This window comes from Pyxidicoccus sp. M15, from assembly GCF_056858435.1.
The window spans coordinates 4,679,973-4,692,831 of record NZ_CM166495.1; the positions used below are offsets into that span (position 1 = coordinate 4,679,973).

Genomic DNA, 12,859 nt, shown 5'->3' on the forward strand with positions numbered 1-12,859 from the left:
GGCTTTACCCGGCGCGGGGCGAGGATTATAGGTCCGTCGCTCCCCGGTGGGGCCGCCCCCATGAAAGCCACCCTCCTCTCGCGCTCCGCCTCCATCCCGTCCACCCGACGCCTCGTCGAGGTGGGCCGCGCGCGGGGGCACCGGATGCGGGTGCTCAACCCGCTCCGCGTGCAGATGCACCTGGACGGGGGGAGCGCCACCCTCTACTACGACCGCAAGAAGCTGGCGCCCACGGACGTCGTCCTCCCGCGCATCGCCCAGTCCATCAGCACGTACGGGCTCGCGGTGGTGAACCAGTTCGGGCTGGCGCGCGTGCCGCTCGTCAACCACGCCCAGGCCATTGCCCAGTCGCGCAACAAGATGCGCTCGCTGCAGCTGCTGTCCGCGCACGGCATCGGCATCCCCGCCACGGTGATGGCGCGTGACGCGGCCCACCTCAAGGAGATGGTGGGCCTGGTCGGCGGTGTGCCGGTGCTGGTGAAGCTGCTCCAGGGGCAGGAGAAGCACGGCGTCATGGTGTGCGAAAGCCTCCAGTCCCTGGAGGCCGCGCTCGAGGCGGTGCTGGGCCTGGGGCACAACCTCGTCATGCAGGAGTATGTGAAGAGCTCCGGCCAGGACGTGCGGGTGCTCGTGGTGGGAGGGCAGGCGGTGGCCGCGGTGCGCCGCAAGCCGCGCCCCGGGAGGCTTGCGCACACCCTCAACAAGGGCGCGCGGCTGGAGGTCATCGAGCTGTCCCCGGGCCAGCGTGCCACCGCGGAGAAGGCCACCCGCCTGGTGGGGCTGGAGGTGGCGGCGGTGGACATGCTCGACGTGCAGGGGCAGCCCAAGGTCTTCGAGGTGAACAGCTCTCCCGCGCTTCCGGAGATGGAGGCCGCCACCGGCATGGACCTGGCCACCCTCATCATCGAACGTGCCGAAGCGCTGGTGGCGGGCGCCCCCCCGGTGTCCGTGCCGGACCTGTCTCCGCCAGCGATGCTGCCGGTGCCCCCGGTCCCGCCGGCGACCGCTCCGCGCAAGGGGAACGGGCGCGCGACGAAGGCGGGCGCGGGGGGCGGTTGAAGAGAAAGGCGGCCCCCGCCGTCGCAGGCCGTGATACGGAACACCCGAATCCAGGAGACGACTTCATGCTGCGCATCCAACGCTTCACTTCCGTGGCCGCCGTGCTCGCGATGCTGGCCGGGTCGGCCCCCGCGCTCGCCGAGGACGTGGACCCCACCAGCCTCTATGAGGTGACCACCGAGGGCACCTCCACCCAGGTGAAGGCGGGGGAGAAGGGCGTCTTCGTGCTCGCCATCAAGACGAAGCAGGGCGCCCACGTCTCCGAGGAAGCCCCGCTGAAGCTGGAGGTGAAGGGCACCCAGCTGGCTCCGGCGAAGGAGAAGCTGGGCCGCGAGGACTCGGTGGCCAAGAAGACCGCGGGCCAGGAGTTCACCGACCCGCGCTTCGAGGTCCCCTTCACCACCACCGCCGCCGGCAAGGGCAGCGTGGACGCCAAGCTCCTGTTCTTCATCTGCACCGAGAAGATCTGCGCCCGTCAGCAGAAGACGGTGTCCCTGCCTGTCGAGGTCCTCTAGGTGGCCTCGAGAGAGCGTCCTTCCCGGGGTCGTGGCGACGCGCGCGGCGGCGGTGAGCGCGGCGGCAGCGAGCGCGGTGGTGGTGAGCGCACGGGCGGCGAGCGCCGGGAGCGGGGAGGGGAGCGCGAAGACAGGCGCGGCGGCGCCGAGTCCCAGCAGCGCTTCGTCTACGGGGTAAACCCCGTCCTCGAGGCCCTGCGGGCGAAGCCGGAAGAGGTGGAGCGCCTCTACCTGGTGGAGGGCCAGCTCGGCGCCCGCGCGGCGGGAGAGCTGCTCAGCCGGGCGCGCGACGCCGGCGTCCGGGTGGAGAAGGTGACGCGTGAGCGCCTGGGCGCGCTGGCCGAGGGCGGCGTGCACCAGGGCGTGGTGGTGGAGCTTCGCGGCTACACGTACGCCGAGCTGGAGGACGTGCTCGCGGCGGCGAAGGCCGCCGGCAAGCCTCCGCTGGTGGTGGTGCTCGACGGCATCCAGGACCCGCACAACCTGGGCGCCATCATCCGCTCGGCGAACGCGCTCGGCGCGCACGGGGTGGTGATTGCCAAGGACCGCGCGGTGCAGGTGACGGGCACCGTGGCCAAGGCGTCGGCGGGGGCGGTGGAGCACACCCTCATCGCCCGCGTGGTGAACGTTTCCCGCGCCCTGGAGGAGCTGAAGGAAGCCGGCCTGTGGGTGGCGGCGGCGGACGTGGACGCCACCGAGCCCATGTGGAGCGCCCGGCTGGACGGGCCCCTGGCCCTGGTGGTGGGCGCCGAGGGGACAGGCGTGCGGGAAGGCGTCCTGAAGCACTGCGACTTCCGCCTCAGGATTCCGATGACCGGTCAGGTCGGTTCACTGAATGCGTCCGTTTCGGCGGGCATTCTGTTATACGAGGTCGCCCGCCAGCGGGGGAGTGTCCCCGTCCGGTAGGCCGCCACTCAGGATCAATGTCCTTGACTTGGGCGGTGGGGACTTTTAAAAGGGCGCCCCTCTCAGGGCGGTGCCGGGTGGTCGACGGTTCCGCTGAAGTCGGGTTGGGCGTCGTGGTGGCAGCCGGATGAGTGCCGGTGTAGCTCAGTCGGTAGAGCAACTGATTTGTAATCAGTAGGTCGCGGGTTCAAGTCCCGCCGCCGGCCAAGCAGGACGGGGCCGCGGATGAGGGCCCGGGACGCAGTTGGCAGTCGCAGCACGCTGTAGCAGTAGATGACAAGGGAATACGGAGGGATACCCAAGCGGCCAAAGGGAGCAGACTGTAAATCTGCCGGTTCACGCCTTCGGTGGTTCGAATCCACCTCCCTCCACTCGGCAACGCGGGAATAGCTCAGTTGGTAGAGCGTCAGCCTTCCAAGCTGAATGTCGTGGGTTCGAGTCCCATTTCCCGCTCCAACCGTTGTAGTCCACAGCATCGCCAAGCCCTGATAGCTCAGTTGGCAGAGCGCATCCTTGGTAAGGATGAGGTCACCAGTTCAATCCTGGTTCAGGGCTCCATTTTTTAGAGGAGTGTCATGGCCAAGGAGAAGTTCGAGCGTAACAAGCCCCACGTGAACATCGGCACGATCGGACACGTGGACCACGGCAAGACGTCGCTGACGGCCGCCATCACCAAGGTGCTGGCGAAGACGGGCGGCGCCACGTTCATGGCGTACGACCAGATCGACAAGGCGCCGGAGGAGCGTGAGCGCGGTATCACCATCTCCACCGCGCACGTGGAGTACCAGACGAAGAACCGGCACTACGCCCACGTCGACTGCCCGGGCCACGCCGACTACGTCAAGAACATGATTACCGGCGCGGCGCAGATGGACGGCGCCATCCTGGTGGTCTCCGCGGCCGACGGCCCGATGCCCCAGACGCGTGAGCACATCCTCCTGGCCCGCCAGGTCGGCGTGCCCTACATCGTCGTCTTCCTGAACAAGGTGGACATGCTGGACGACCCCGAGCTGCGCGAGCTCGTGGAGATGGAGGTCCGGGACCTGCTCAAGAAGTACGAGTTCCCCGGCGACACCATCCCCATCGTCCCCGGCTCGGCCCTCAAGGCGCTCGAGGGTGACACCAGCGACATCGGCGAGCCGGCCATCCTGAAGCTGATGGAGGCGGTGGACAGCTACATCCCCACCCCGCAGCGCGCCACGGACAAGCCCTTCCTGATGCCGGTGGAAGACGTCTTCTCCATCGCCGGCCGTGGCACGGTGGCCACCGGCCGCGTCGAGCGCGGCAAGATCAAGGTCGGCGAGGAAGTCGAAGTCGTCGGTCTGCGTCCGACGCAGAAGACCGTCGTGACGGGCGTGGAGATGTTCCGCAAGCTGCTCGACGAGGGCATGGCGGGCGACAACATCGGCGCGCTGGTGCGTGGTCTGAAGCGTGAGGACCTGGAGCGCGGCCAGGTGCTGGCCAAGCCGGGCAGCATCACCCCGCACACCAAGTTCAAGGCGCAGATCTACGTGCTCTCGAAGGAAGAGGGTGGCCGTCACACCCCGTTCTTCAAGGGCTACCGTCCCCAGTTCTACTTCCGCACCACGGACGTGACGGGCACGGTGAAGCTGCCGGACAACGTGGAAATGGTGATGCCGGGCGACAACATTGCTATCGAGGTGGAGCTCATCACCCCGGTCGCCATGGAGAAGGAGCTCCGGTTCGCCGTCCGCGAGGGTGGCCGTACGGTGGGCGCCGGCGTCGTGGCCGAGATCATCGAGTAACTTGCCTGGGCGGCCTTCGGGTTGCCGGGCTCAACAGTCCCGATTCCGAGGGGAGGGCTCCTTCGTGGTAGCCTTCCCCTCTCGTATCTGGTGAGGTAGGTCATGCCGAAGGGCAATCGTTCCATCATTTCGCTCGAGTGCACTGTGTGCAAGGAGCGGAACTACACGACCACGAAGAACAAGCGGAAGAGCCAGGACAAGCTCGAACTGAGCAAGTTCTGCCCTCGGTGCCGCAAGCATCAGGACCACAAGGAAGGTAAGGTCTAGGTCGGTAGTTCCAGGGAAGGTTCTAGGCCAGTAGCTCCAACGGTAGAGCAGCGGTCTCCAAATCCGCGTGTTGGGGGTTCGAATCCCTCCTGGCCTGCCAACTCTCAGTGGGAGCGGGGCCCCCGGTACCTGGAGGTACCGGGGGTTCCTGTGTTTTCGCAGTCCCACGTTTTCGCATCCGTAGTACCCCCGTGAGGCACCATGGCGACGGCATCAGAGGCCAGCCAGCAGGCTAACCGCTCGGCGATGGACCCGAAGCGGCTCGTGGTCATCTTCTATCTCCTCGCCGGCATCATCCTGGCCCTCTTCCTGGAGCGCGTCTTCGGGTTGCTGTGGGCGCGGTTTGGCTGGGGCGACCCCATCCTCATCGAGGGCCTGGACTGGAAGGTGTCCACGCTGATTGGCTACCTGCTGGCCGTGGGGATTGCCGTCGGCGCGTACTTCCACCCACGCACGCACACGCTCTCACTCGACGTGGCCTCCGAGCTGATGAAGGTCACCTGGCCGACCTGGTCGGAGACCCGGACGTCGACCATGGCCGTGGTCGTCGCCTCGCTCGTCGCCGCGGTGCTGCTCTTCTTCATCGACACCATCGCCTACAAGTTGATGGTGGAGTGGCTGCCCGCTGTGTGGGGGACGCTGTAATGGCGATGAAATGGTACGTGGTCCACACCTACTCGAACTTCGAGAACCAGGCGAAGAAGAGCCTGGAGGAGAAGGTGCGCCTCGAGGGGCTCCAGGACCAGTTCGGCGAAATCCTGATTCCCATGGAGCAGGTCGTCGAGATGGTGAAGGGCGAGAAGAAGACGTCTCGCCGCAAGTTCTTCCCCGGCTACATCTTCGTGCAGATGGAGCTGAACGACCGGACGCTCCACCTGGTGAAGAACACGCCGAAGATCACCGGCTTCCCCGGCACGGCGCAGAACCAGAACCCGCTGCCCATCACGGATGCCGAGGTGGCCAAGCTCACCTCGCAGATCTCCGAGGGCACGCTCAAGCCGAAGCCCAAGGTGCAGTTCGACGAGGGTGACACGGTGCGCGTCATCGACGGCCCGTTCGCCAACTTCAACGGCACGGTGGAGGAGGTCAACGCGGAGAAGGGCCGGGTCAAGGTGCTCGTGAGCATCTTCGGCCGCGCCACCCCCGTGGAGCTGGACTTCATGCAGGTGGAGAAGACCACCGGCTAGCGCAGGTGTTGTTCGCGGCGTGTCCTTCAGCTAGGACACGCCGCGCTCGTATTTCCGCGTCCCGAAGAGGGCGCGGAACCATGGGTGGGAGGGCCTCCCCGTCTGGCGGCCCGTTGGCACCACCCCCTCGAAAGGCAGTCGTCAGCCGATGAAGAAGGTCACAGGACAGGTCAAGCTGCAGATTCCCGCCGGCAAGGCGAACCCCGCCCCGCCGATCGGCCCCGCGCTCGGTCAGCAGGGCGTGAACATCATGGAGTTCTGCAAGCAGTTCAACGCGAAGACGCAGGCGGAGGCCAAGGAGGGACTGATCATCCCGGTGATCATCACCGTGTATCAGGACCGCTCCTTCACCTTCATCCTGAAGACGCCTCCCGCGGCCATCCTCATCAAGAAGGCGGCGGGCCTGCACACCGAGAAGAAGAAGGGCTCGGGCGCGAAGAAGCCGGGCAAGGAGAAGGTGGGGCAGATCACCCGGGCGCAGCTCGAGGAGATCGCCAAGAAGAAGATCCAGGACACCACCGCCGCGTCGCTCGAGGCCTGCATGAACACCATTGCCGGCACCGCGCGCTCCATGGGTATCGACGTCGTCGGCTAGGCCGCCGCCCACCCCCTTCACGACAAGGATTTCTGTCATGGCTCAGAATGGGAAGAAGTTCCGTGCGGCCGCCGCCCTGGTGGACCGCGAGAAGCGCTATCCGATCTCCGAGGGCTTCGCGCTCCTGAAGAAGACCGTGGACGCGCGTGCCTCCAAGTACGACCAGACGGTGGATGTCGCCATCAACCTGGGCGTGGACCCGAAGCACGCGGACCAGATGGTCCGTGGCGCCGTGGTGCTCCCGCACGGCACCGGCGCCACCGTGCGCGTGGCCGTGTTCGCCAAGGGCGAGCGCGCGACCGAGGCTGGCAACGCCGGCGCGGACATCGTCGGCGCCGAGGACCTCCAGAAGCGCATCGAGGAGGGCTTCCTCGACTTCGACACCGTCATCGCCACCCCGGACATGATGGGTATCGTCGGTCGCCTCGGTAAGGTGCTCGGCCCCCGCGGCCTCATGCCCAACCCGAAGGTGGGCACCGTCACCATGGACGTCGCCAAGGCGGTTCGCGACGCCAAGGGCGGCAAGGTCGACTTCCGCGCCGAGAAGGCCGGCATCGTTCACGCGAAGATGGGCAAGTCCTCCTTCGCGCAGGACAAGCTCGAGGCCAACTTCAACGCGCTGGTGGACCTGGTGATGAAGCTCAAGCCGGCCACCGCCAAGGGCGTCTACCTGCAGGGTATCGCCATCTCCACGACGATGGGGCCGGGCATCAAGCTCGACACCACGGAAATCCTGGCGCGCCACCGCTAGGCGCCCTGGAGGGCAGGGAAGGGTCTCGCCCCTGAAGGGGCTGTCAGGCCCTTTCCCTGCCTGACGTCACAGGTTCGAAAGTTCTGGATCTTTGCTGAAGCCGGGGGTATAGGCCCCCGGCTTTTGCAATTGGAGCGCCATGTCGCGAGACACGGCGTTCCGACCTGGTTCATGACAGCAGGGACCCAGGGAAGAGACGACGTGTCCCGTTGGGAACCGGGCAACCGGTCGGGCTGTTCTCTCTACCCGGGGTTCAAACGACCGTAAGGTCAGCCCTGCCGAGACTGAGGGTGCGGTGTGGTGCCTCTCGGAGGCTCCTCTCGCTCTGCCACTTTGGCCCAGGCATCACGCCCGTCCTGAAAGGGCGGGCCAGTAAGGAGGTGAGTCAAAGTGCTGAAGAGCGAGAAGGAAGAGATGATCAAGGAGCTCCACGAGAAGTTCTCGCGGACCAAGTCGGCCGTCGTCGCCGAGTTCTCCAAGGTGGATGTGGAGACGGTGACGAAGCTCCGCAAGAAGTTCCGCGAGGGCGGCGTCGAGTACAAGGTCATCAAGAACACGCTGGCGCGCCGTGCAGCGCAGGGCACGTCCGTGTCGGTCATCGCCGATGACTTCACGGGCCCCGTGGCCCTGTGCATCAGCTACGGCGATGTGGTGGCCCCGGCGAAGATCCTGACCGAGTTCACGAAGGACCTCGAGGACAAGATCAAGATCCGCGTCGCCGTCGTCGAAGGCCGCAAGGTCGACGTCAACGGCGTGAAGGCCCTGGCGAAGCTGCCGGGTCTGCCGGAGCTGCGCGCCCAGCTGCTGGGCATGCTGAACCAGCCTGCTGGCAAGCTGGTCCGGACCATCGCGGCCCCCGGTTCCCAGCTCGCGCGGGTCATGCAGGCCCACGCGGACAAGGCTCAGGGTTAGTTTCCCTCATCCATCCGAGAAGTATTTCTACCCCAACCTCAACGGCCGGACCTCTCCCGCGGGCGAGCAGGCCGTTAGTCGAAACCAGAAGGACACAGTTCAATGGCTGACCTGAATGCGATTGTTGACCAGCTCTCCTCGCTGACCGTCATGGAGGCGGCGGAGCTGGTGAAGCAGCTCGAGTCCAAGTGGGGCGTCTCCGCCGCCGCTGTTGCCGTGGCCGCCGGCCCGGCCGCCGCTGCCGCCGCTCCCGCCGAGGAGAAGACGGAGTTCACGGTGGTGCTGGCCAACGCCGGCGCCAACAAGATCAACGTCATCAAGGAGATCCGCGCCATCACCGGCCTGGGCCTGAAGGAGGCCAAGGACCTGGTCGAGGGCGCGCCCAAGACGGTCAAGGAAGGCGTCAACAAGGACGACGCCAAGAAGATCAAGGACCAGCTCACCGCGGCTGGCGCGACCGTCGAAGTCAAGTAACGCTTACAGGGGCTGCCCGGTTTTCCGGGAATTTTCAGGCAGCCTCCTGACCGGATGAGCAGGCCGGCGCTCCCAGCAAGGGGGTGCCGGCTTTGCCCATTTGACAGTTACAAATTTCCCGGCGCCGCCGCGCGTTACTGATGTTTGCCCGCCCGAGCAGTCGTCCCCGGAGCCAGAATGCCGACGCAGATCCAGAACAATTTCCGCGTGCGGAAGACCTTCGCGAAGATCGCGAAGATCATCGACATTCCCAATCTTATCAACATCCAGAAGCAGTCCTACGAGAAGTTCCTCCAGGCGGACATCGCGCCGGAGAAGCGTGAGGACATCGGTCTTCAGGGTGTCTTCAAGTCCGTCTTTCCGATTCGCGACTTCAACGAGACGTCCTCGCTGGAGTTCGTCAGCTATCACCTGGAGAAGCCGAAGTACGACGTCGATGAGTGCCACCAGCGTGGCATGACCTACTCGGCGCCCATCAAGGTCGTCGTGCGCCTGGTCGTGTGGGACAAGGACGAGGAGACCGGCGCCCAGTCCATCCGTGACGTGAAGGAGCAGGAGGTCTACTTCGGGGAAATCCCGCTGATGACCCAGAACGGCACCTTCATCATCAACGGGACCGAGCGCGTGGTGGTCAGCCAGCTGCACCGCAGCCCGGGTGCCTTCTTCGACCACGACAAGGGCAAGAGCCACTCGTCCGGCAAGCTGCTCTACAACGCCCGCATCATTCCCTACCGCGGTTCGTGGATCGACTTCGAGTTCGACCACAAGGACCTGCTGTACGTGCGCATCGACCGGCGCCGCAAGCTGCCGGCCACCGTGCTCATCCGCGCCCTGGGCGCCGTCAGCGACACCGCGAAGAAGAACCCGCTGGAGTTCAAGGGCTCCACCGAGGAGATCCTCAACTACTACTACGCCACGGAGACCATCTACCTCCAGAGCGCGCAGGACTTCGAGAAGAGCGTCGAGCTCGAGCTGCTCCCCGGTCAGCGCGCCACGCGCGACATCAAGACGAAGACGGGCGAGCTCATCGTCAAGAAGAACCGCAAGTTCACCCGCGCCGCCATCAAGAAGCTCGAAGCGGCGAAGATGAAGACGCTCCCCATCGACGCGGACGAGCTCTTCACCAAGGTGTCCGCCTACGACGTGGTGGACGAGAACACCGGCGAGGTCATCCTCGAGTGCAACGAGGAAGTCTCGCAGGACAAGGTCGACGAGCTCCTCAAGCGCAACATCAAGGAGTTCAAGGTCCTCTTCATCGACAACCTCAACGTGGGCCCGTACCTGCGTGAGACGTTGATGCTGGACAAGCTCGAGACGCCCGAGCAGTCCATCATGGAGATCTACCGCCGCCTGCGCCCTGGCGATCCGCCGACGCCCGAGACGGCCATCAACCTGTTCACCAACCTGTTCTTCAACCCCGAGCGCTACGACCTCTCCAAGGTCGGCCGCCTCAAGCTGAACTTCAAGTTCGGCCTCGAGGAGCCGCTCGACGGGCAGATCCTCACCAAGCGGGACATCCTCGAGGTGATCCGCTACCTGATCGACCTGAAGAACGGCAAGGGGACCATCGACGACATCGACCACCTGGGCAACCGCCGCGTCCGCGCGGTGGGCGAGCTGCTGGAGAACCAGTACCGCATCGGCCTGGTGCGCATGGAGCGGGCGATCAAGGAGCGCATGAGCCTCCAGGAGATCGAGACGCTCATGCCGCACGACCTCATCAACGCCAAGCCCGTCACGGCGGTCATCAAGGAGTTCTTCGGGTCCAGCCAGCTGTCGCAGTTCATGGACCAGACGAACCCCCTGTCCGAAGTGACGCACAAGCGTCGTCTGTCCGCCCTCGGGCCCGGCGGCCTCACCCGCGAGCGCGCGGGCTTCGAGGTGCGCGACGTGCACCCGACGCACTACGGCCGCATCTGCCCCATCGAGACGCCGGAAGGCCCGAACATCGGCCTCATCGCGTCGCTGTCCACCTACGCCCGCGTCAACGAGTTCGGCTTCGTCGAGACGCCGTACCGCAAGGTCGAAGCGGGTGTGGTGACGACGGACGTGGCCTTCTACTCCGCGCTGGAGGAGGAGAAGCACACCATCGCCCAGGCGAACGCGGAGACGGACAAGAAGGGCAAGTTCGCCAACGCGCTGGTGTCCAGCCGCCGCGGCGGTGAGTTCGTCCAGGCTCGCGCCGAGGACGTGGACCTGATGGACGTGTCCCCGAACCAGCTGGTGTCGGTGGCCGCGTCGCTCATCCCGTTCCTGGAGAACGACGACGCGAACCGCGCGCTCATGGGCTCCAACATGCAGCGCCAGGCGGTGCCGCTCCTGCGCACCGCGGCCCCGCTGGTGGGCACGGGCATCGAGGCCATCGTCGCGCGCGACTCCGGCGTGACGTGCGTGGCGCGCCGCGACGGCACGGTGGAGAGCGTGGACGCCGGCCGCATCGTGGTGAAGGCGGACGTGCCGGCCTCCTTGAGCGACGTGACGAGCGAGGTCGACATCTACAACCTGCTCAAGTACCAGCGCTCCAACCAGAACACCTGCCTCAACCAGAAGCCCATCGTCAGCAAGGGCGACAAGGTGCGCAAGGGTGACGTCATCGCCGACGGCCCGGCCACCGAGACGGGTGAGCTGGCGCTGGGGCAGAACGTCGTCGTCGCGTTCATGCCGTGGCAGGGCTACAACTTCGAGGACTCCATCCTCATCAGCGAGCGCATCCTCAAGGACGACGTCTTCACGTCGATCCACATCGAGGAGTTCGAGTGCATCGCGCGCGACACCAAGCTGGGCAAGGAGGAGATCACCCGCGACATCCCGAACGTGGGTGAGGAGGCCCTCAAGGACCTCGACGAGAGCGGCATCATCCGCATCGGCGCCGAGGTGAAGCCCGGCGACGTGCTGGTGGGCAAGATCACCCCGAAGGGTGAGACGCAGCTGTCTCCCGAAGAGAAGCTCCTGCGCGCCATCTTCGGTGAGAAGGCCGGCGACGTGCGCGACAGCTCCCTGCGCGTGCCTCCGGGCGTGGTGGGCACCGTCATCAACGCCAAGGTGTTCAGCCGCAAGGGCGTGGAGAAGGACGAGCGCGCCAAGCAGATCGAGTCGATGGAGGAGGCGAAGCTCCTCAAGGACCAGAACGACGAGATCAAGGTCCTCCAGGACAGCGCCTTCGGCCGCATCCGCGCCCTGGTGCGCGGCAAGGAGGTCCAGGGCAAGCTCGTGGACGACAAGGGGAAGATCCTCCTGAAGAAGGGGGACGTCCTCAACGACGAGCTGCTCACCACGGTGCCCTACAAGTACTGGGGCGAGATCTCCGTGGGCGACCCGCTCGACTCCCGCCTGCGCGACATCCTCCGCAACCTGGAGGAGACGAAGGAGGCCGTGAAGCTGGCCTTCGGCGAGAAGATTGCCCGCATCAAGAAGGGCGACGAGCTGCCGCCGGGCGTCATCAAGATGGTGAAGGTGTACGTCGCCATCAAGCGCAAGCTGGCCGTGGGCGACAAGATGGCCGGCCGCCACGGAAACAAGGGCGTCGTGTCCCGCATCCTCCCCGAGGAGGACATGCCGTACCTGGAGGACGGGCGTCCGGTGGACATCGTCCTCAACCCGCTCGGCGTTCCCAGCCGCATGAACATCGGGCAGATCCTCGAGACGCACCTGGGCTGGGCAGCCAAGGGCACCGGCGAGGCGCTCCAGCAGTACGTGGAGTCCAACTGGAGCTCCGCGGCCATCAAGGAGCGGCTCAAGGTCATCTACGACGACCCGAAGTTCGGCGAGTTCCTCGACTCGCTCAGCGACGAGGAGATCGTCCAGCTGTGCCGCCGCTCCAAGCGCGGCATCCACGTGGCCACGCCGGTGTTCGACGGCGCCCACGAGCTGGAGATCCACAAGCTGCTGGACGAGGGCCACCTGCCGCGCACGGGCCAGATGGTGCTCTTCGACGGGCGCACCGGTGAGCCGTTCGACCAGAACGTCACCGTGGGCGTCATGTACATGCTGAAGCTGCACCACCTGGTGGACGAGAAGATCCACGCCCGCTCGATTGGGCCCTACTCGCTCGTCACGCAGCAGCCCCTGGGCGGCAAGGCCCAGTTCGGCGGTCAGCGTCTGGGCGAGATGGAAGTCTGGGCGATGGAGGCCTACGGCGCGGCGTACACGCTGCAGGAGTTCCTCACCGTCAAGTCGGACGACGTGGTGGGCCGCACGCGCATGTACGAGGCCATCGTCAAGGGCGACAACGTCCTCGAGAGCGGTCTGCCCGAGTCGTTCAACGTGCTCCTCAAGGAGCTCCAGTCCCTGGCGCTCGACGTGGAGCTGCTGGAGAGCGCCCCGCCGGAGCGGCAGCGCAGCTTCGGCGGCGACTTCCTCGGCGGCGGTGACGGCGAGGAGCGCAGCAGCAAGACGGGGACCGAGGCCTGATTTAGCCGGAGCGCCCG

At 66.0% G+C, this 12,859-nt stretch carries 12 protein-coding genes and 5 tRNA genes; all 17 read left to right on the forward strand.

The annotated features are described in order from the left end of the window. Positions 1 to 60 precede the first annotated feature (60 nt). A complete protein-coding gene (locus ACX9TP_RS17710; protein WP_482980906.1) occupies positions 61 to 1,059 on the forward strand; it encodes an ATP-grasp domain-containing protein in 999 nt (332 codons plus the stop codon). 65 nt (positions 1,060 to 1,124) lie between these two features. After that, positions 1,125 to 1,574 (forward strand): hypothetical protein, encoded by a 450-nt coding sequence (locus ACX9TP_RS17715; RefSeq protein WP_482980907.1) that lies wholly within the window; start codon positions 1,125 to 1,127, stop codon positions 1,572 to 1,574. 195 nt (positions 1,575 to 1,769) lie between these two features. After that, positions 1,770 to 2,480 (forward strand): 23S rRNA (guanosine(2251)-2'-O)-methyltransferase RlmB, encoded by a 711-nt coding sequence (rlmB, locus tag ACX9TP_RS17720; protein ID WP_482982191.1) that lies wholly within the window; start codon positions 1,770 to 1,772, stop codon positions 2,478 to 2,480. Between the two features lie 133 nt (positions 2,481 to 2,613). Continuing rightward, positions 2,614 to 2,686: transfer RNA gene (locus ACX9TP_RS17725), tRNA-Thr, on the forward strand. Positions 2,687 to 2,768: 82 nt separating this feature from the next. After that, positions 2,769 to 2,851 (forward strand) — tRNA-Tyr (locus ACX9TP_RS17730). A gap of 9 nt (positions 2,852 to 2,860) precedes the next feature. Next, a tRNA-Gly gene (locus ACX9TP_RS17735) sits at positions 2,861 to 2,936 on the forward strand. A 26-nt stretch (positions 2,937 to 2,962) separates the two neighbouring features. After that, a tRNA-Thr gene (locus ACX9TP_RS17740) sits at positions 2,963 to 3,038 on the forward strand. Positions 3,039 to 3,055: 17 nt separating this feature from the next. Then, positions 3,056 to 4,246, forward strand: coding sequence for an elongation factor Tu (gene tuf / locus ACX9TP_RS17745; protein WP_482980908.1), 1,191 nt, complete (start codon positions 3,056 to 3,058; stop codon positions 4,244 to 4,246). Positions 4,247 to 4,348: 102 nt separating this feature from the next. Continuing rightward, positions 4,349 to 4,513 (forward strand): 50S ribosomal protein L33, encoded by a 165-nt coding sequence (gene rpmG, locus ACX9TP_RS17750; protein WP_011553120.1) that lies wholly within the window; start codon positions 4,349 to 4,351, stop codon positions 4,511 to 4,513. A gap of 24 nt (positions 4,514 to 4,537) precedes the next feature. Beyond that, positions 4,538 to 4,613: transfer RNA gene (locus ACX9TP_RS17755), tRNA-Trp, on the forward strand. Positions 4,614 to 4,714: 101 nt separating this feature from the next. Further along, on the forward strand, positions 4,715 to 5,158 hold the full coding sequence (gene secE, locus ACX9TP_RS17760; RefSeq protein WP_482980909.1) for a preprotein translocase subunit SecE: 444 nt from the start codon (positions 4,715 to 4,717) through the stop codon (positions 5,156 to 5,158). Further along, the gene (gene nusG, locus ACX9TP_RS17765; RefSeq protein WP_482980910.1) at positions 5,158 to 5,700 is read left to right on the forward strand and encodes a transcription termination/antitermination protein NusG; all 543 of its coding nucleotides are present in this window, start codon (positions 5,158 to 5,160) and stop codon (positions 5,698 to 5,700) included. Before secE ends, nusG begins: the two co-directional genes overlap by 1 nt. A gap of 148 nt (positions 5,701 to 5,848) precedes the next feature. Beyond that, positions 5,849 to 6,295 carry a 50S ribosomal protein L11 gene (rplK, locus tag ACX9TP_RS17770; RefSeq protein WP_267854604.1) on the forward strand — a complete coding sequence of 149 codons (447 nt, stop codon included), beginning with the start codon at positions 5,849 to 5,851 and terminating at the stop codon, positions 6,293 to 6,295. A 37-nt stretch (positions 6,296 to 6,332) separates the two neighbouring features. After that, positions 6,333 to 7,046 carry a 50S ribosomal protein L1 gene (rplA, locus tag ACX9TP_RS17775; protein WP_482980911.1) on the forward strand — a complete coding sequence of 238 codons (714 nt, stop codon included), beginning with the start codon at positions 6,333 to 6,335 and terminating at the stop codon, positions 7,044 to 7,046. 390 nt (positions 7,047 to 7,436) lie between these two features. Next, on the forward strand, positions 7,437 to 7,958 hold the full coding sequence (gene rplJ, locus ACX9TP_RS17780) for a 50S ribosomal protein L10 (protein ID WP_163997356.1): 522 nt from the start codon (positions 7,437 to 7,439) through the stop codon (positions 7,956 to 7,958). A 102-nt stretch (positions 7,959 to 8,060) separates the two neighbouring features. Next, positions 8,061 to 8,432, forward strand: coding sequence for a 50S ribosomal protein L7/L12 (gene rplL, locus ACX9TP_RS17785; protein ID WP_163997357.1), 372 nt, complete (start codon positions 8,061 to 8,063; stop codon positions 8,430 to 8,432). A gap of 177 nt (positions 8,433 to 8,609) precedes the next feature. Further along, positions 8,610 to 12,842 carry a DNA-directed RNA polymerase subunit beta gene (gene rpoB, locus ACX9TP_RS17790; RefSeq protein ID WP_482980912.1) on the forward strand — a complete coding sequence of 1,411 codons (4,233 nt, stop codon included), beginning with the start codon at positions 8,610 to 8,612 and terminating at the stop codon, positions 12,840 to 12,842. Positions 12,843 to 12,859 lie beyond the last annotated feature (17 nt).